Origin of the sequence: Cryobacterium sp. TMB1-7, assembly GCF_004402435.1 — a bacterium.
Lineage (GTDB): Bacteria > Actinomycetota > Actinomycetes > Actinomycetales > Microbacteriaceae > Cryobacterium > Cryobacterium zongtaii.
Window position 1 is genome coordinate 1 of sequence record NZ_SOFZ01000023.1, and the last position, 16,100, is coordinate 16,100.

Annotated in this window: 20 protein-coding genes and 1 riboswitch; of the genes, 12 read left to right on the forward strand and 8 right to left on the reverse strand. The window is 70.8% G+C overall.

The features are described from left to right. Window positions 1-146: 146 nt before the first annotated feature. Complete coding sequence (locus tag E3O60_RS10240; RefSeq protein WP_241993242.1) at window positions 147-599, reverse strand: VOC family protein; 453 nt, start codon at window positions 597-599, stop codon at window positions 147-149. 147 nt (window positions 600-746) lie between these two features. Between E3O60_RS10240 and E3O60_RS10245 the strand changes: the two genes are divergently transcribed. Further along, window positions 747-1,346 (forward strand): hypothetical protein, encoded by a 600-nt coding sequence (locus tag E3O60_RS10245; RefSeq protein ID WP_134407916.1) that lies wholly within the window; start codon window positions 747-749, stop codon window positions 1,344-1,346. Here the strand turns inward: E3O60_RS10245 and E3O60_RS10250 are convergent. Beyond that, complete coding sequence (locus E3O60_RS10250; RefSeq protein WP_134407917.1) at window positions 1,343-1,939, reverse strand: TetR/AcrR family transcriptional regulator; 597 nt, start codon at window positions 1,937-1,939, stop codon at window positions 1,343-1,345. The genes E3O60_RS10245 and E3O60_RS10250 overlap by 4 nt on opposite strands. A 33-nt stretch (window positions 1,940-1,972) precedes the next feature. Between E3O60_RS10250 and E3O60_RS10255 the strand changes: the two genes are divergently transcribed. The 4 genes from E3O60_RS10255 (at window position 1,973) to E3O60_RS10270 (ending at window position 4,360) form a co-directional block, all read left to right on the forward strand. Beyond that, window positions 1,973-2,992, forward strand: coding sequence for a DMT family transporter (locus E3O60_RS10255; RefSeq protein ID WP_134407918.1), 1,020 nt, complete (start codon window positions 1,973-1,975; stop codon window positions 2,990-2,992). A gap of 81 nt (window positions 2,993-3,073) precedes the next feature. Further along, window positions 3,074-3,208 carry a hypothetical protein gene (locus E3O60_RS18985; RefSeq protein WP_255455313.1) on the forward strand — a complete coding sequence of 45 codons (135 nt, stop codon included), beginning with the start codon at window positions 3,074-3,076 and terminating at the stop codon, window positions 3,206-3,208. A gap of 49 nt (window positions 3,209-3,257) precedes the next feature. Then, window positions 3,258-3,857, forward strand: coding sequence for a TetR/AcrR family transcriptional regulator (locus E3O60_RS10265; RefSeq protein ID WP_088457616.1), 600 nt, complete (start codon window positions 3,258-3,260; stop codon window positions 3,855-3,857). A gap of 8 nt (window positions 3,858-3,865) precedes the next feature. Further along, window positions 3,866-4,360 carry an FBP domain-containing protein gene (locus E3O60_RS10270; protein WP_134407919.1) on the forward strand — a complete coding sequence of 165 codons (495 nt, stop codon included), beginning with the start codon at window positions 3,866-3,868 and terminating at the stop codon, window positions 4,358-4,360. 33 nt (window positions 4,361-4,393) lie between these two features. On the opposite strand, the gene E3O60_RS10275 is transcribed toward E3O60_RS10270, so the two are convergent. Next, on the reverse strand, window positions 4,394-5,479 hold the full coding sequence (locus tag E3O60_RS10275) for a glutamate--cysteine ligase (protein ID WP_134407920.1): 1,086 nt from the start codon (window positions 5,477-5,479) through the stop codon (window positions 4,394-4,396). 197 nt (window positions 5,480-5,676) lie between these two features. Here E3O60_RS10275 and E3O60_RS10280 point away from each other — a divergent pair, with 197 nt between their 5' ends. The 3 genes from E3O60_RS10280 to E3O60_RS10290 are packed head-to-tail and all read left to right on the forward strand — an operon-like array spanning window position 5,677 to window position 8,533. Further along, window positions 5,677-6,702 carry an ABC transporter substrate-binding protein gene (locus E3O60_RS10280; RefSeq protein ID WP_241979918.1) on the forward strand — a complete coding sequence of 342 codons (1,026 nt, stop codon included), beginning with the start codon at window positions 5,677-5,679 and terminating at the stop codon, window positions 6,700-6,702. Further along, complete coding sequence (locus tag E3O60_RS10285) at window positions 6,675-7,766, forward strand: iron ABC transporter permease (RefSeq protein ID WP_134407922.1); 1,092 nt, start codon at window positions 6,675-6,677, stop codon at window positions 7,764-7,766. The genes E3O60_RS10280 and E3O60_RS10285 overlap by 28 nt, the downstream gene beginning before the upstream one ends. Beyond that, window positions 7,763-8,533 (forward strand): ABC transporter ATP-binding protein, encoded by a 771-nt coding sequence (locus E3O60_RS10290; protein WP_134407923.1) that lies wholly within the window; start codon window positions 7,763-7,765, stop codon window positions 8,531-8,533. Before E3O60_RS10285 ends, E3O60_RS10290 begins: the two co-directional genes overlap by 4 nt. A 34-nt stretch (window positions 8,534-8,567) precedes the next feature. Here the strand turns inward: E3O60_RS10290 and E3O60_RS10295 are convergent, their stop codons facing one another. Then, window positions 8,568-9,437 (reverse strand): alpha/beta fold hydrolase, encoded by an 870-nt coding sequence (locus E3O60_RS10295; protein ID WP_088457610.1) that lies wholly within the window; start codon window positions 9,435-9,437, stop codon window positions 8,568-8,570. Window positions 9,438-9,474: 37 nt separating this feature from the next. Beyond that, complete coding sequence (locus E3O60_RS10300; protein WP_134407924.1) at window positions 9,475-10,275, reverse strand: isocitrate lyase/phosphoenolpyruvate mutase family protein; 801 nt, start codon at window positions 10,273-10,275, stop codon at window positions 9,475-9,477. 132 nt (window positions 10,276-10,407) lie between these two features. On the opposite strand from E3O60_RS10300, the gene E3O60_RS10305 reads away from it, so the two are divergent. The 4 genes from E3O60_RS10305 (at window position 10,408) to thiD (ending at window position 13,149) form a co-directional block, all read left to right on the forward strand. Continuing rightward, the gene (locus tag E3O60_RS10305) at window positions 10,408-10,674 is read left to right on the forward strand and encodes a hypothetical protein (protein WP_088457608.1); all 267 of its coding nucleotides are present in this window, start codon (window positions 10,408-10,410) and stop codon (window positions 10,672-10,674) included. Between the two features lie 33 nt (window positions 10,675-10,707). Next, a riboswitch (TPP riboswitch) is annotated at window positions 10,708-10,808 on the forward strand. Then, window positions 10,800-11,618 carry a hydroxyethylthiazole kinase gene (thiM, locus tag E3O60_RS10310; RefSeq protein ID WP_134407925.1) on the forward strand — a complete coding sequence of 273 codons (819 nt, stop codon included), beginning with the start codon at window positions 10,800-10,802 and terminating at the stop codon, window positions 11,616-11,618. It overlaps the preceding riboswitch by 9 nt. Further along, on the forward strand, window positions 11,615-12,256 hold the full coding sequence (gene thiE, locus E3O60_RS10315) for a thiamine phosphate synthase (protein ID WP_134407926.1): 642 nt from the start codon (window positions 11,615-11,617) through the stop codon (window positions 12,254-12,256). Before thiM ends, thiE begins: the two co-directional genes overlap by 4 nt. Further along, on the forward strand, window positions 12,253-13,149 hold the full coding sequence (gene thiD / locus E3O60_RS10320; RefSeq protein ID WP_241993243.1) for a bifunctional hydroxymethylpyrimidine kinase/phosphomethylpyrimidine kinase: 897 nt from the start codon (window positions 12,253-12,255) through the stop codon (window positions 13,147-13,149). Before thiE ends, thiD begins: the two co-directional genes overlap by 4 nt. On the opposite strand, the gene E3O60_RS10325 is transcribed toward thiD, so the two are convergent. The 3 genes from E3O60_RS10325 to E3O60_RS10335 all read right to left on the reverse strand — a co-directional run bounded on the left by E3O60_RS10325 (window position 13,121) and on the right by E3O60_RS10335 (window position 16,086). After that, window positions 13,121-14,449: an MFS transporter gene (locus tag E3O60_RS10325; protein WP_134498018.1), complete on the reverse strand. Its 1,329-nt coding sequence runs from the start codon at window positions 14,447-14,449 to the stop codon at window positions 13,121-13,123. The two genes, thiD and E3O60_RS10325, sit on opposite strands and share 29 nt — an antisense overlap. 55 nt (window positions 14,450-14,504) lie before the next feature. Further along, entirely contained in the window at window positions 14,505-14,996 is a 492-nt protein-coding gene (locus tag E3O60_RS10330) for a GNAT family N-acetyltransferase (protein ID WP_088457604.1), read from the reverse strand. 61 nt (window positions 14,997-15,057) lie between these two features. Next, window positions 15,058-16,086 carry a LacI family DNA-binding transcriptional regulator gene (locus tag E3O60_RS10335; RefSeq protein ID WP_088457603.1) on the reverse strand — a complete coding sequence of 343 codons (1,029 nt, stop codon included), beginning with the start codon at window positions 16,084-16,086 and terminating at the stop codon, window positions 15,058-15,060. Between the last annotated feature and the right edge of the window lie 14 nt (window positions 16,087-16,100).

Consider the following 16,100-nt stretch of genomic DNA (forward strand, 5'->3'; position numbering starts at 1 on the left):
AATCGCTGTCCAGAACACCCGACGCACAGCACGGGAAACAGGAATACGCATCATCACTCCAAGAAGTCAGAGTGTTGCGCTGACCCCTTGAGCCCGCGGGCAACTGCGTCCTAGAAAACTCACTATCTCCTAATATGGCGCGCACCTTAGGGCGCCGGATGCCCGGCGCGGGCCGCCTCTCCGTCCGGGGTGGCGTCGGCGAGCACCTGCAGGTAGTGCGGGTTCGTCATCACGCCGAGCACGTTGCCGAACGGGTCCACCACGGCCGCCGTCGTGAAGCCCTCTCCGCGCTCCCGGATGTCCTCGCGCATCGTCGCGCCCAGCTCGAGCAGCCGGTCCAGGGCCGCCCTGATGTCGTCGACGTGCCAGTTGAGCACCGCCCCACCGGGCACATCCACTGCAGGCTGCGGGGCGTACCTGGCGTCGATCAGGCCCAGTTCGTGGCCGTAGTCGCCCACCCGCCACTCCGCGTAGCCTGGCATTTGAAAGTAGGGCTCCATGCCCAACAGCTCGGTGTACCAGGCCGTCGCGGCGGCGTGGTCTGCGGCCCAATAGCTCACGTTGCTCATGCCGCGCAGGATGCCGGTCGGTGCGTTCATCGGTAGGCCGTTTATCGGTAGGCCGTTCATCGGTACGCCGTTCATCGGTACAGTCCTCTCGTCGGAGTGCTCAGGTCGTCCACGCTACGCATGGTGGCAGAGGGCGCTAGGCCCTCGAGTCGACACCGGTGGGCATAGTCTGTGCGCATGACGGATGCGTCGCCCGCGAATTCGCCGGCACCCGACCCGGCCCAGGCCGTGGAGCTGGTCCTCGCGGTCACCCGGGGCGCTTGGCCGGCGACAGATGCTGCGGTGGGTGACCTTTTTGCGACGCTGGGGGTGCGGCCGGTCGACACCGACACCGACACTGGCAACGACGACGACGGCGCCGGCGCGGCCGCCGGCCAGACGTGGCCGAGCCCGGTCGATATCCGGCGCCTCGAGGTGTCGTTCGGCGGCGAGGTCTACGCCAGCTGGATGTCCCACGCGGGTGACTTCCTGGGCATCGACCTGCAGCTGTACAACACGCCGAGCCCGAACGATCCGGGAACCAGGCTCGGCTATGACCGCATTCTTGCCCTGCTCAGTCAGAATCTGGGAACTCCGACAGAGCCCTGGAACGATGAGGAGATCCCGCCTCGCCAGTGGGAGGTCGGCCGCTGGCGGATTCTGCTGCACCTGTTCACCCTGCGAGACAGCGGCGTGATGCTCAGCGTGGACGACGCCGCAATCGCCGACCGGGCCGAGCGCGAAGCCAGTGCCCGACAGGACGCTGCGCATGCCCAGGCGGCCACGCACCGTCCCTAGGGGGCGTCGCCTCGCAGGATCGTGTTCGCGGCCGTACGTCCGGCCGTGAACGGGTCGGCGAAGGTGCCCATCCCCACGGTCACCAGGGCGCCCTCGTAGAGCAGCATCAGAATGTCGGCCACCCGGTCCGCACCGGCGATGCCCGCGTCCCGGCAGAGCCGCTCGAACACGTCGCGCATCCACTTCTTCTGGCGAATCGCCTCGACGGCCACCGGATGCGCCGCATCGTCTGTCTCGGCGCGCGCGTTGATGGCGCTGCAGCCCTTGCTGCTGTTGGCGACGGCCCAGCGCGCCGAAATGTCGAACACCGCGAGGACACGGTCCACGCTGCCGGGCGCCTGCAACGCGAGTCCCTGCTCCAGGAACTCCCGCCACCGAGCGTCCCGCCCGCGGAGATACGCCACGGCCAGCGCCTCCTTCGACCCGAACCTGTCGTAGAGCGTCTTCTTGGTGACCCCGGCCGCCGCGGCAATGGCGTCGACGCCGACGGCGTGGATACCCTCCCGATAGAAGAGGTCGGACGCCGCGGCCAGCAGCCGCTCGGCCCCCGGGGTGTAGTGCGGGATCGCCTCGGGCGAGTTCTCGGTGGTCATGGCCCCACTATACCGTTCTGTATACTCGATCGAATGAGTACACAGATCGGTATACCTCAGCGACTTCTTCTGGTCGCTGCCTCGGCCGCCTTCGTGCTGACCTGGAGTTCCGGGTTCATCATCGCGAAGATCGGCACGGAGGCGGCGCCGGCCCTGACCGTGCTGGTTTGGCGGTACCTCGTCGTCGCGGCACTCCTGCTGGTCGGCATGATGGCGCTGCGCTTCCGAGATCGTCGGCTTCGAGCTCACCGACGCGCGTTCCCGGCCTGGCGCGACATCCGCCCGCACCTCACCATCGGGCTATTCGCCCAATTCGGCTACATCCTGCCCGTCTATCTGGCCGTCGGCGCGGGGGTCTCGGCCGGGACGACGGCCCTCATCGACGCGATCCAGCCCCTGGTCGTGGCAACCCTGGTGGGACCGCTGCTCGGGCTGCGTGTGCGGGCGCTGCAGTGGCTGGGCCTGGCGCTCGGTGCGGTGGGAGTGGTCCTGATCGTGGCGGCGGATGCTTCGACGTCGATCTCGCCCACCCCCGCCTACCTGCTGCCGTTGGTGGCGCTGGCCAGTCTCGTCGCCGCGACCTTCCTGGAGCGGCGCACCCCGGCCCGGCTCGGCGTCTTCGCCACCCTGGCCACCCACGCCGCCATCACGCTGGTGGCCGTGACGCTGCTGGCCGCTCTTACCGGGGCGCTCGCCCCGCCGGCCACCCTGAGCTTCTGGCTCTCGACGGTGCTGATCGCTGTGTTCCCCACCCTCATCGCCTACGCGCTCTACTGGTACCTGCTGCGCCGCCTCGGCATCACTGCCCTCAACGCCCTGCTGTACCTGGTGGCGCCGACCACGGCCGTCGCCGGCAGCATCCTCTTCGCCGACCCGTTCACTCCCGCCACCCTCGTCGGACTCGTGCTCGGAGCGGGCGCGGTAGTGCTGGTCATCGCTCCCGAGCGCGCCGCGTCATCCGCAGCCGCGCCCGCATGTAAAGGCGGAGAATCTCGGGAAACGCCGCTCGTTCGGTCCGAAGCCACGGCGAGTCGCGAAGAACTACGCCTTTAGCGACACGGGAGCCGCCGCAGCCCTGGTCACCGCGCCGATCGTGACCCTGGCCGCCGGCGAGACCGTGCAGCTGGCGAGACCGTGCAGCTGGCCCGGTCGCACTCGTTCCGGGCCATCACCACCCGGCGCTACCACCCGGGGGTGCACGCCCTCGAGGTGCAGGTGAACGGGGCGGCCTGGGGCCGGGTCGAGTTCACGCTGCTTCCCGAGGACTGAGCATTGCCTATAGTCTGTAGTTTATAAACTGCGAGACTTAGGAAATTTGATGAAGCGTCCCGGATTGACCGAAGCCCGGCTGGTCCAGGCCGCCGCCGAACTGGCCGACGAGACCGGACTGTCCGCCGTGACGCTCTCCGCCCTCGCCCGCCGCTTCGACGTGCGCCCGGCGAGTATCTATTCGCACATCTCGGGGCTCGACGACCTGCTCGACCTCACCGCCGCGTTCGCCCTGCAGGAGCTCGCGGACGGTCTGGCTGAGGCCCTGCCCGGCAAGGCCGGCCGGAGCGCCCTGTTCGCGTTCGCGAACGCCCACCGCGACTACGCCATCGCCTACCCCGGCCGGTGGCAGGCGGCGCAGCGCCGCGTATCGCCGGAGGCTGCCGCCCAGAGCGCGGGCGGGCTCATCGCCCGCTCAGCCCGGGCCATTGTGAGCGGCTACGGCCTCAGCCCTGACGACGAGGTGCACGGTGTGCGGCTACTCGGCAGCGCCATCAACGGCTTCGTCGCGCTCGAGTCCGGCGGCGGCTTCGACCACTCGGATCCCACCGCGGCTTCGAGCTGGACCCGGGTGCTCGACGCCATCGACACGTCGCTTCGGAACTGGCCCACGACCGACACGCAGCACCCCGACCACTCAACCGATTGAGACTTCGTATGCTCCCCCTCAGTACCGCCACCATCAAGGCCACCTTCGTGAACGCCTCCCGCAAGGTCGTGTCCGACATCACCCTGCCGCCCGGCTTCGACCAGCTCGACTGGGCGCAGCTGGACTATGTCGGCTGGGTCGACCCCAGGATGAAGCGCCGCTCCTACGTCGTCGTCCCCGTCGACGGCGAGCCTGTCGGCATCGTCCTCCGACAGGCGGATGCCTCCCCACGCCGTCGCGCCCAGTGCTCGTGGTGCCGCGATGTGAAACTGCCCAACGAGGTGGTGCTCTACAGTGCCCAGCGGGCCGGGGCGGCCGGCCGCAACGGCGACACCGTCGGCATCCTGGTCTGTGAGGCGTTCCAGTGCTCCGCCAACGTGCGGAAGCTGCCGTCGATGGCCTACATCGGTTACGACGTTGCCGCCGCCCGAGATGACCGGATCTCGATGCTGCGCGCCCGGTCGACCGGATTCGTGGGCGAAGTGATTCGCCCCGGCGACTGAACCTGGAGCCGGGCGCGGGAGTCGGCGCGCCGATCAGCTGAACGACGACTCGACAAGTTCCCGCCATCCGGCGAGCCCGCCCGTGCGGAACGCCCGCCGTTGCTGCTGGGCGCCCGTTCCCGTGCGCCGCACCTGCTCCACCAGCTCGGCCACCCGGGGCCGGTCCCCGGTGCTCTCCAACGCGTCGCCGACGGAGCGCAGCAGACTGTCGGTGACCGCACTGGCCGGGGCCAGCTCCCTGGTGGTGGGATCGAGGAGCTGGCCGCGGATGCCGTCGCGGGAGGCGTGCCACAGCGCGGCGTCGAGCAGTTCGGGCTCCACCGCGGGCGGCGGCGCCCCACGCTCGCCCGCGGCCATGCCGGTCACGACCAGGGCGCGGGCCACCGCCGCCAGCATCATCGTGGGCGCCAGGTCGAGTTGGGCGTCGGCCACCCGCACCTCGAGCGTGGGATAGCTCTCGGACAGCCGCGCGTACCAAGCCACCGTGCCGGTGTCGACAGTGGCTCCCACACCGACCAGACGCCGGATGCGCCGGTCGTAGTCGTCGGCGTCGGTGAACGCCGGCGGACAGCCGGTGGTCGCCCAGCGGCGCATGATCACCGCCCGCCAGGAATCGAAGCCGATGTCCCGGCAGCGCCAGAACGGCGAATTGCCGGTCAGCGCCATCAACGTGGGCAGCCAGACCCGCAGATGATTGAGGGCGTGCACCCCGGCCTCCCGGGTGGGCACGCCCACGTGCACGTGCGTGGCGCAGATCTGATGGTCCCGCACGACCCCGCGCACTCCGGACCCGATCCGGTGGTACCGGGCCGCGTCGGTGAGGGTCGGCGCCGCCGGGGCGTCGAAGGGCGTGCCGGTTCCGACAGCCAGGACGCCGCGCTCCCTCGCCACCGCAGCCAGCTCGCCTCGAAAGGCGGCCAGGTCGGCCTCGGCCTCGGTCAGCTCGGTGAAGACCGCCGAGGCTCGTTCCACCTGTGAGGCCAGGAACTCGCGGGTGACGAGTCCGGGCGCGCGAGCCCGGGGCGGCAGATCGCCCAGGATGGTGTCGGCCATACTGACCGGCCGCAGGGAGCGCGGGTCGACGAGAAAGTACTCTTCCTCGATGCCAAACGTCACCATGTGCAGCCTCCGGGAGCCGGATCGGCGGAGCCGGACAGGAACATCCTGTCACCGGGAGGCAGGTCAGGGAACACCTCACCGAGCGGACAGGAATTTAGGTAAGGCTATACTTACCAAGGCCCGCATCGCGAGGAGCCGTCACTTTACGCTCAGCACCGTCAGGAGTTCCCATCACTACGAAAAGGACGCACGCCCTCGTGGGCCTGCTCACCGCCGTCGCGCTCGCCACCCTGTCGGGCTGCGGCGCCTCCGAGGAGATCGACTCGCCGGCGGCCCTGGCCGTCGCCAGCGACGGGAAGACGGGGTATCCCCTCGTCGTCTCGAACTGCGGCTCCGAGCAGACGTTCGAGGCCGCCCCGGAGCGCGTGGTGTCGTTGGACCAGAACTCGACGGAGATCCTGCTGTCGCTCGGCCTGGAAGAGCGCATGGTCGGCACCGCGTCGTGGACCGACCCGGTGCTCGACTCGCTGGCCACCGCGAACTCGGCGGTACCGCGGCTGGCCGACAACGCGCCCACCTACGAGGTGCTGTTGGGTACCGACCCCGACTTCGTCACGGCCTCGTTCGGTCGCCACTACGCCGACGCCGGGGTCGCCAGCCGCGAACGGCTCGCCGAGACGGCCATCGGCTCCTACCTCTCGCCCACCGACTGCGACAACGGTGTGAGCGTCAACGGCGGCGGAACCCGCACGACGGCGCTCAAGGTCGACGCGTTGTACCAGGAGATCCGCGAGCTGGCCGAGATCTTCGACGTGACGGACCGGGGCGAGGCGCTGGTCAGCGAACTCGAAGGGCGGGCCGCGGCGGCCTCCGACGGCCTGGACTTCGACGGACACTCGGTCATGTTCTGGTTCGCCGACACGAAGACGCCCTACATCGCCGGCGGCCTCGGCTCAGCGGCGCTCCTGGCCAGCACCACGAACATGACGAATGTCTTTGCCGACACCGCCGACGATTGGCCTGCCGTTGGCTGGGAGAGCGTCGTCGACGCCGACCCGGACATCCTCGTCCTGGGCGATCTGCAGCGCGACCGCTTCCCCGGCGACCGTCTCGACGAGAAGATCCAATTCCTCGAGAGCGACCCCCTCACCAAGAACCTCGAGGTCGTGCAGGAGCAGCGCTACATCGCCCTGCACGGCGCCGAGATGAACCCGTCCATCCGCTTCGTCGACGGCCTCGAGAAGATCCGTGCCTGGTGGGACGAGCACAAGGACGCGCTCTGAGCACCGTTGAAGCCGCCTCGGTGACCCGCGGGCGGCCCCTGCCGCGCGCGGTGCTCGCCCTGGCCCTCGGCCTGCTCGGCCTGGTCGCGATCGTGCTCTCGGTGGGCGTCGCCGTCACGCTCGGCCCCGCGGATGTGTCCCTCGTCAACGTGCGCGACATCCTGTTGAACCATCTAGCGTTGACCGACATCCCGGTGCGCGTCTCGGAGGATGCGATCGTCTGGCAGGAACGGCTGCCGCGGGCCCTGGTCGCAGCGGCGTGCGGGGCCGGGCTCGGCCTGAGCGGGGTCATCCTGCAGTCGCTGCTGCGCAATCCGCTTGCCGACCCGTTCGTGCTCGGGGTGTCCTCCGGGGCATCGACGGGGGCGGTGCTCGTCGGGGTTCTCGGCATCGGCGGCGGAGCCATCGGGCTCTCCGGCGGCGCGTTCATCGGCGCCCTGGCCGCGTTCGGCTTTGTGCTGCTCCTGGCCCGGTTCTCGTCCGCCGGCACGGCGGGGGTCATCCTGGCCGGCGTCGCGAGCACCCAGCTGTTCTCGGCGCTCACCTCCCTGGTCGTGTTCGCCTTCGCGGACTCCGACGAGACCCGTGGGGTGATGTTCTGGCTCCTCGGCTCGCTCGAAGGCATGCGCTGGGACGACGTGGCCCTCAGCTCCGGCGTGGTCACGGTGGGCGCCCTGATCTGCCTGGTCTGGGCGCGATCGCTCGACGCCTTCGCGTTCGGTGAGGATGTCGCCGCGTCTCTCGGCATCCACGTCGGGCGCACCCGGCTGATCCTGTTGATCGTCACGGCCCTGTTGACCGCCACCCTGGTGAGCATCGCGGGCGCCATCGGCTTCGTCGGCCTGGTTCTGCCGCACGCGGCCCGCCTGCTCTTCGGCCAGCGCCACTCGAGGGTCATCCCGGCCACGATTGTGCTCGGCGCTGTCTTCATGGTGTGGGTGGATGCCGCGTCCCGCGTCGTCTTCGCCCCCACCCCGCTGCCGGTCGGCGTGGGCACCGCCCTCGTGGGCGTTCCCGTGTTCGTGCTGTTGCTGCTGCGGAACAAGGGCAGGGGCAGGGCGTGACACTCGAAGCGCACCGCGTGAGCTGGCGGCGAGGCGGCACCCTCGTGATCGACGACGTGACCCTCTGCCCGCTGCCCGGCTCGACGGTGGGTCTGCTCGGCCCGAACGGCTCCGGCAAATCCTCCCTGTTGCGCCTCCTCCAGGGCGTGTCGGCACCCGATACCGGCAGGATCACGCTCGACGGGGCCGACCTCACCTCGGTGCGTCGCCGCCACGTCGCCCGAACCGTGGCGACCGTCACGCAGCACGCGGAGACCGAGGTGGACATCCTGGTACGGGACGTCGTGCGGCTGGGCCGCACGCCTTACCGGTCGCTCTTCGGCGGGGACACCGCAGACGATGCGCGGGCGATCGACCGCGCACTGGCGCACGTGGGTCTGACCGACAAGGCGGACCGACTCTGGCGCACGTTGTCGGGCGGGGAGCGCCAGCGCGCCCACATCGCGCGGGCTCTCGCGCAGGAGCCGACCGAGCTGTTGCTCGACGAGCCCACCAACCACCTCGACATCCGGCATCAGCTGGAGCTGTTGGCCCTCGTCGCCGACCTGCCGGTCACCGCGATCGTGGCCCTGCACGACCTGAATCTCGCGGCCACCTTCTGCGACAGTGTGCTTGTCCTGCAGGACGGACGCGCGGTCGCCGGGGGCAGCCCGCGAGACGTGCTCACGCCCGAGCTCATCGGCGACGTCTACGGGGTGCGGGCCCGGGTCGCCGAGGACGCGATGACGGGCCGCTCTCACGTGCTGTTCGATCCCACCCCGCTCTGACGGCCGCGCCCCGCGGCGGCCGGCGTCGGAGGGTCTAGGCCGTGTCCGCCGGGCGCCGGTAGAAACCGGCCAGCGCCGCGGTGAACGCCTGCGGCTGCTCCACCCACGGGTAGTGCCCGGCGCCGGCGATGGTCACTGCACGACCGTTCGTGAACAGGTCCGCGACGGCCAGCACCGGGGCCAGCCCGGTCAGGCCGTCGTCGGCGCCCGCGACCACCAGAACCGGGCAGTGCACCTGCGCCAGGCCGATCAGGATGCCCGCCGGGTCGGCCCCGGCGAAGAACAGGTCCTGCGCCGCGGGATGCCAGGCGCCGGTCGCCTCGTGCTCCCGGGCCTGGGCCGTCCACCGCGACCAGGCGATCGGGGCGAGGTAGGGGAACAGGTGGTTCAGGTCGGAGGCGGTCGTCGCCGCCGTCGCCGCTATCCGGTGCGCGACGTAATCGGCGTACCAGGGCTCGGCGCGGTGCCCCGTGATGATGTGCGAGCTGTCGTCGGGGACGGTCACGAGCCACTGCGCGGGCGGGGTGAGCAGGCACAGGCTCGCCAGCCGATGAGGGTGGCGGGCCGCATAGGCGAGCGCGACGCGGGTGCCGGCCGAGTGGCCGAGCAGCTCGATCTCGGCCAGCCCCAGGTGCCGGCGGAGCGCCTCGACGTCGTCGGCCAGGGCGGGCCAGGATGCGGCGGGCGCGGTGGGCGATGGCGACGACGCCCCCACGCCCCGCTGGTGCAGCACCACGAGGGTGCGCAGGCGGGTGAGCCCGGCCAGATCGCCCAGGTACTCCGGATGCCGGGCCGGCCCGCCGGCCAGCACGACCAGCGGCGGGCGCTCAGGCGCGCCCGCCGCATCCGGGGTCAGAACGTCGTAGTGCAGAACGGTCTCATCGTGCGACGCGAAGCTGGGCATGACCCCACCGTACCGAGCCGCCCACGCCGAGGCCGGGTTAGAGCTCGAAGGGGAAGCCGAGGTCGTCGGGGTAATCGCCGAGCGCGGTGAGCTGGGCGGCGGCGCGCTGCAACGCGGCGAGGGCCAGGCCGAGGGTACCGGGGCCGAAGCTGACCCTGGAGACGCCGAGTTCGGCCAGCCGGGCCAGGGGAACGGCGCCGGGGTTCCCGATCACGGAGATGCGGCCGTTCACCTCGTCGAGGGCGCGCTTGACCTTGTCTTCGTCGCCCAGGCCGAGGAAGAAGATCACGTCGGCGCCGGCGTCGAGATAGGCGTTGGCACGCTGAACGGCCTCGGCCCACTCGCCGCCGCCCGCGAGGGTGTCGACGCGGGCGTTGATCACCAGCGGCACCCCGGCCGCCTCGGCGCCCTCCCGCGCCGCGGCGACCCGGGCGGCCGCGGTGGGGATGTCGAACTGCGGCGCCTTGGTGGCGCCCACGGAGTCTTCGATGTTGATGCCGGCGGCCCCGGCCTCCTCGATCAGGCGGCGCACGTTGCGGGCGACCCCCGCGGAATCCGCCGCGTAGCCCTTCTCGAAGTCGACCGAGACGGGCAGGTCGGTCGCTCCGGTGATAATGCGGGCGGCGATGATGGCCTCGTCGACGGTGAGGCCCTCGCCGTCCGGCAGGCCGCGCACGTTGGACACCGAGTGCGAGGCACTGGCGAGGGCTTTCACGCCCGGGGTCTCGGAGACGATCTTGGCGGTGATCGCGTCCCACACGTTCGTGACGATCAGTGGCGTGCCGGGCACGTGCAGGGCGTTGAGGAGTTCGGCCTTGTTCAGCAGTGTGGTTGTCATCGGTCCAGTGTGCCGGGTGCGCCGGTGTAAACGCTGGAGGGTTTCAGACAAAGACAAAGACGCAGCGCTGTCAACCGTGTATACACGTCGCCGCTTTGGTCTTAGCGTGAGATCTACACCGAGGGAGATGTCATGCAGGCTCACACCCTCACGGTCGGCGAGCGCCTGTTCCGATTGCGCAGCTCGTGCGACGTGACCGCGCTCGTAGCAGCCCTCACGGCCGCCGTCCGGCAGGGTGGCGGAATGGTCAGGCTACCCGTCGTCGGCGATGTCGGTGTGGAGGCGCTCGTGTCACCCGGCGTCAGCGTGGTGCTGGAGACCTTCGAGGTGGATCCGCTCGCGCTTCTGGACCCGGCGGTGCCGGTGCCGTGGTTCGCCGTCGACGATTTCGACTACTAGTCCGGGTGTGAACAATCCGGCCGCTAGGGTTTCGGTAGTGACACGGGGTGCCCTGCCAAACGGCCGGGGCTGAGAAAACACCCGTTGAACCTGATCTAGTTCGTACTAGCGAAGGGATGTCCCGGATGACCATCCGTCTGACACCAGAGAATGCTGCCCATCTGCTCGACCGTCTGCGCGAGAGCCAACCTCTCGTACAGTGCCTCACCAACGCGGTGGTGACCAACTTCACCGCCAACGTGCTGCTGGCCCTGGGAGCCGCGCCCGCGATGGTGGACGTGCCCACCGAGGCCGGACCGTTCGCCGGGGTGGCCTCCGGAGTGCTGGTGAACGTGGGCACCCCGCACGCCGAGCAGCGCAGTGCGATGCTCGAGGCCGCGTCGGCCGCACACGCCGCCGGCACCCCCTGGGTGCTCGACCCCGTCGCGATCGGCGTGCTGCCGGTGCGCACCGGGCTGGCTCGCGAGCTGCTGCACTTCCGGCCCACGGCCATCCGCGGTAACCCGTCGGAGATCATCGCCCTGGCCCAGCTGGGCACCGGCGGCCGAGGCGTCGACGCCACCGACTCGCCGGAGGGCGCCGCCGACGCCGCCGCCCTGCTCGCCCGCAGCACCGGAGCGAGCGTAGCCGTGTCCGGCGCGGTCGACCTCATCACCGACGGTTCGCAGACCATCCGGGTGGCCAACGGTCACGTGCTGCTCACCCGGGTCACCGGCGGCGGATGCGCGCTCGGCGCGGTGACCGCCGCCGTGCTCTCGCTCGTCGACCGTGACGAACCCGGCGCAACGCTCGCCGCGACCGCCGCCGCCACGCTGCTGTACACCGTCGCCGCCGAACTCGCCGCCGCCGACGCGGCCGGGCCGGGCAGTTTCGCGGCGCACTTCCTCGACCGGCTGCACTCCCTCGACGGCGCCACCATCATCGACCGGGCGCGGCTGGCGTGAGCGATCTCTCGCTCTACCTCGTCACCGACACCGCCCTGTGCGCTGCCAGGGGCGTGCTGAGAACCGTGATCGACGCCGTCGCCGGCGGCATCACCACCGTGCAGGTGCGCGACAAGACCGGGTCGGACGACGACGTGCTGCGCCTGCTGCTGCAGGTGGCCGACGCGGTCGGTGACCGCGCCACCGTGGTCGTCAACGACAGGGTCGACGTGTACCTGCGGGCGCTCGCCGAGGGCGCCGCCGTGCACGGCCTGCACGTGGGCCAGGGCGACGAAGCCGTGGCCAGAGTGCGCGACAGGGTCGGCTCCGACGCGATTGTGGGCATCACCGCCAACACCCCGGCCGAGCTCGACAGGGTCTTCGCGCTGCCCCCCGGAACCGTGGACTACCTGGGCGTCGGCGTCATCCGGGCCACCAGCACCAAACCCGACCATCCGCCCGTGCTCGGGGTGCCCGGCTTCGCCGCGCTGGCCGCCACGAGTGCGCTGCCCTGCGTCGCGATCGGCGGCATCGGGCTCGCGGATGTCTGGCCGTTGCGCCGGGCCGGGGCCGCCGGGGTGGCCGTGGTGTCGGCCGTCTGCGCCGCTCCGGATGCCCGTGCCGCCGCCAGCGCCCTGCGCCGGGAGTGGACCCGATGACCGGGCCGAGGGAGATCCCCCGGGTGCTCAGCATCGCCGGCACCGACCCCACCGGCGGCGCCGGGATTCAGGCCGACCTCAAGAGCATCGCCGCTAACGGCGGTTACGGCATGGCCGTGGTCACCGCGCTCGTCGCCCAGAACACCCGCGGGGTGCGTTCGGTGCACATCCCGCCGGTGTCCTTCCTCGTGGAACAGCTCGACGCGGTCAGCGACGACGTCACCATCGACGCCGTGAAGATCGGCATGCTCGGCCAGGCCGACCTCATCGAGACCGTGGCCGCGTGGCTGGCCCGGGTGCGGCCATCCGTGATCGTGCTCGACCCGGTGATGATCGCCACCAGCGGCGACCGGCTGCTCGACGCGTCCGCCGAGGCCGCGCTCCGCGCCCTGGTGCCGCTGGTGCACCTGGTCACCCCGAACCTGCCCGAGCTGGCCGTGCTCGTGAACGAACCCGAGGCCGCCGACTGGGCAGCGGCCCTCGAGCAGGGCGAGCGGCTCTCCCGCGCCTGCGGCACCCGGGTGCTGGTCAAGGGCGGCCACCTGGCCGGTCTGGCCTGCCCGGATGCCCTCGTCGACGCGGCCGGCACCGAGCCAGGGCGGGCCCGCATCGTGCAGGTCTCCGCGCCGCGCATCAACACCGTGAACACCCACGGCACCGGCTGTTCGATGTCGTCGGCCCTGGCCACGCTGGCGGCCCGGCACCGGGACTGGCCGCGGGCGTTGACCGAGACGAAGGCCTGGCTCAGCGACAGCGTGGCCTCCGCCGACCGGCTCGAGGTGGGCGGCGGGCACGGCCCGATCAACCACTTCCACGCGCTCTGGGCGGCGGCCGGAACGCATCCGGAGCCACCGCCTCGAGGGCTCAGCCCATCTGGTTCTGCCGGGCCTTGACCGGCAGCAACAACAGCAAGCCGATGACAAGCACCAGCACGATGCCCAGGATGCCCCAGTAGGTTTCGCCGAAGATGGTCACGGCCAGTGCGAACGCCGTGGGGGCCAGGAAGCTGGCGGCACGACCGGTGGTGGCGTACAAGCCGAACACCTCGCCCTCCCGGCCGGCCGGGATGATCCGGGCCAGGAAGGTGCGGCTGGCCGACTGGGCGGGCCCCACGAACAGGCACAGGGCCAGGCCGGCGGTCCAGAAGACGATCTGGCCGCCGTCGTGCAGCAGGAACACCAGGCTGCCGCTGACGATGAGGCCCACCAGGGCGGTGACGATGACGGGCTTGGCGCCCAGCCTGTCGTCGAGCACTCCCACGCTGATGGTGGCGACTCCGGCCACCACGTTCGCGGCGATCGCGAAGATGATCACCTCGCCGGGGGAGAAGCCGAACGCCGACGCGGCAAGTACCCCGCCGAAGGTGAAGACGCCGGCCAGGCCGTCACGGAAGATGGCGCTGGCGAACAGGAAGTAGACGACCTGGCGGTTGGTCTTCCAGAGCTTGGCCACGTCGCGGCCCAGTTCGACGTAGGACTGGAAGAAGCCGACCTTGGCGCGCTTCGCGGCATCCGGCGCCCGGTATTCGGGCACCCGCAACAGCAGCGGCAGCGCGAACAGGCCGAACCATGCGGCGGCGATGAGCATCGTCACCCGCACCGCCAGCCCGTCTTCGCTGGTGACGCCGAACAGGCCCACCTCGGGGCTGATGAAGCCGAAGTAGACGATCAGCAGCAGCACGATGCCACCGATGTAGCCCATGCCCCAGCCGAAACCGCTCACCTTGCCGATGGTGCGTGGCGTCGAGACCTGCGCGAGCATGGCGTTGTAGCTGACCCCGGCGAGCTCGAAGAACACATTGCCGGCGGCCAGCAGCACCAGGCCGAGCAGCAGGTACTCCGGAGTGGGCAGCACGAAGAACATGCCGGCGGTGAGGCCAACCACGATGAAGGTGTTCACGCCGAGCCAGAACTTGCGCCGGCCGGAGGAGTCCGAGCGGGCGCCGGTGACCGGGGCGAGCACGGCGATCAGGAACGCGGCGATCGCGAGTGCCCAGCCGAGCTGGGCGGCGACGTCGCCCTCGTCGCCAAATGACGAGCCGGTGAGATAGACCGAGAAGACGAACGTGGTGACCACGGCGTTGAAAGCGGCCGAGCCCCAGTCCCACAGGCTCCAGGCGACGACGGCGGCGCGGGCGGGAGTGCGGGCCGCGGGGGCGTGGGCGGCGCCGTTGCCGTCGAGTGTCTCGGTCATGCGTTCACCCTAGGGCCGTGGGGTGAACAATGGGCGACGGATATTAGGGCAGTAGTCAGGGCAGCAGCGATCTGTGCATCACGTGCAGGCCCACATAGCCGTGCACCGGATGACGGAAGGCGCCGGGCACCGTGGTGAGGATGCTGAAGCCCAGATTCTGCCAGAGGCTCACGGCGTTGTGGTTGGTCTCCACCACGGCGTTGAACTGCATCGCGCGGAACCCCGCGTTCGCGGCCTGCTCGAGAACATGCTCGGCCAGGGCGCGGCCGATGCCTCGACCGGCCGCCTGCGGGGCCACCATGAAGCCGGCGTTGCACACGTGACCTCCCGCCGCCGGCTGGTTGGGGTGCAGCTCGGCGGTGCCGAGCACCCGGCCGTGGTCCTCGGCCACGAAGACCCGGCCGCCGGGCTTGCCCAGCCACCACGCCTGAGCGTCGGCCTCGCTGGTGTCCCGTGGCCAGCAATAGGTCTCGCCGGCCGCCACAACGTCCCGCAAAAAGGGCCAGATCGCGCCCCAGTCGCCCTCCCGGGCTTCCCGTATCTCCATTCCCCCAAATTACCGCCCCGCGAGCCGTGACTTTCGCACCGAAAACCCGAGGTTTTAGCGCTCAACGCACAGTTCGCGGAGGGGTGGCGAGGGTGGACTGGCGCAACACGAGCCGGGTCGGCAGCTCGATCCTGTCGAAGTGCTCCCCGCCGCGGGCGCGCATTTCGTGCACGAGGGCCACCGCGCGGGCGGCCATCGCCCCCAGCGGCTGGTGCACGCTGGTCAGCGGAGGTGACGCCACAATGGAGCGCGGTTCGTCGTCGAAGCCGATCACACTGATGTCCGCGGGAATGCGCAGCCCGGCCCGCCGGGCCGCGGGGTACACCGCCAGGGCCATGGCGTCGTTGCAGGCGAAGACGCCCACAGGGGTGCGGTCACCGGAGAACAGGTCGGGGATCGCGGTGCTGAGACCAGCGCCGTCCCAGCCCACGTCCACGCGCGTGACCGGGGCGCCGGGCGCGTGCTCGGCGATCGCGCGGCGGAAGCCCTCCTCGCGAGCCTTGCCGAACCTGAACCGCGGGGTGCCGGTGATCACGGCGAAGCGGCCGAGGCCCGTGGCGGCCAGGTGCGCGCCGGCGTCGTAACCGCCCTGGTGGTCGGTCGTGCCCACGCTGGCCAGCTCGCCGTTGGGGTCGGACCGCGGGTCCAGCAACACCAGGGGGATCCTCAGCCCCCGCAGCTCGGTGAGTTGCCGACGGGTGGGCCTGATGAGGCCCAGGATCACGCCGGACGGCCGGCGGGTGGCGACCCGCGCGGGCCAGTCGTCGGCGGGGTCGTCCCGCTCGAGGGTGAGCACGAGGTCGTAGCCGTGCTCGAAGGCACTGCGCCGCGCACCCGCCGTGACCTCGTCGGTCCAGGCATCGTCGAAGGAGCCGAGCACGAGCTCGATCAATCGCGTGTCCAGGGTGCTGGGCCGTCCGCGCGACGACGTGCCCCGGTCGTAGCCCAGCGCGGTCGCGGCCGCCAGAACCCGTTCCCGGGTGGCCAGACCCAGTTCGCCGCGCCCGGCCAGGGCGCGTGAGGCCGTGGCGATGGACACTCCCGCTCGCTCGGCGACATCACTGAGTGTCACCCGTGCCGTTTCGCCCATCACCCTGCCTCCTC

What these genes read in the sequence shown, in the direction of transcription:
- E3O60_RS10240 (WP_241993242.1), bottom strand. Translation starts at nt 599, where the DNA reads ATGAACGCACCGACCGGCATCCTGCGCGGCATGAGCAACGTGAGCTAT.
- E3O60_RS10245 (WP_134407916.1), top strand. Translation starts at nt 747, where the DNA reads ATGACGGATGCGTCGCCCGCGAATTCGCCGGCACCCGACCCGGCCCAG.
- E3O60_RS10250 (WP_134407917.1), bottom strand. Translation starts at nt 1,939, where the DNA reads ATGACCACCGAGAACTCGCCCGAGGCGATCCCGCACTACACCCCGGGG.
- E3O60_RS10255 (WP_134407918.1), top strand. Translation starts at nt 1,973, where the DNA reads ATGAGTACACAGATCGGTATACCTCAGCGACTTCTTCTGGTCGCTGCC.
- E3O60_RS10265 (WP_088457616.1), top strand. Translation starts at nt 3,258, where the DNA reads ATGAAGCGTCCCGGATTGACCGAAGCCCGGCTGGTCCAGGCCGCCGCC.
- E3O60_RS10270 (WP_134407919.1), top strand. Translation starts at nt 3,866, where the DNA reads ATGCTCCCCCTCAGTACCGCCACCATCAAGGCCACCTTCGTGAACGCC.
- E3O60_RS10275 (WP_134407920.1), bottom strand. Translation starts at nt 5,479, where the DNA reads ATGGTGACGTTTGGCATCGAGGAAGAGTACTTTCTCGTCGACCCGCGC.
- E3O60_RS10295 (WP_088457610.1), bottom strand. Translation starts at nt 9,437, where the DNA reads ATGCCCAGCTTCGCGTCGCACGATGAGACCGTTCTGCACTACGACGTT.
- E3O60_RS10300 (WP_134407924.1), bottom strand. Translation starts at nt 10,275, where the DNA reads ATGACAACCACACTGCTGAACAAGGCCGAACTCCTCAACGCCCTGCAC.
- E3O60_RS10305 (WP_088457608.1), top strand. Translation starts at nt 10,408, where the DNA reads ATGCAGGCTCACACCCTCACGGTCGGCGAGCGCCTGTTCCGATTGCGC.
- thiM (WP_134407925.1), top strand. Translation starts at nt 10,800, where the DNA reads ATGACCATCCGTCTGACACCAGAGAATGCTGCCCATCTGCTCGACCGT.
- thiD (WP_241993243.1), top strand. Translation starts at nt 12,253, where the DNA reads ATGACCGGGCCGAGGGAGATCCCCCGGGTGCTCAGCATCGCCGGCACC.
- E3O60_RS10325 (WP_134498018.1), bottom strand. Translation starts at nt 14,449, where the DNA reads ATGACCGAGACACTCGACGGCAACGGCGCCGCCCACGCCCCCGCGGCC.
- E3O60_RS10330 (WP_088457604.1), bottom strand. Translation starts at nt 14,996, where the DNA reads ATGGAGATACGGGAAGCCCGGGAGGGCGACTGGGGCGCGATCTGGCCC.
- E3O60_RS10335 (WP_088457603.1), bottom strand. Translation starts at nt 16,086, where the DNA reads ATGGGCGAAACGGCACGGGTGACACTCAGTGATGTCGCCGAGCGAGCG.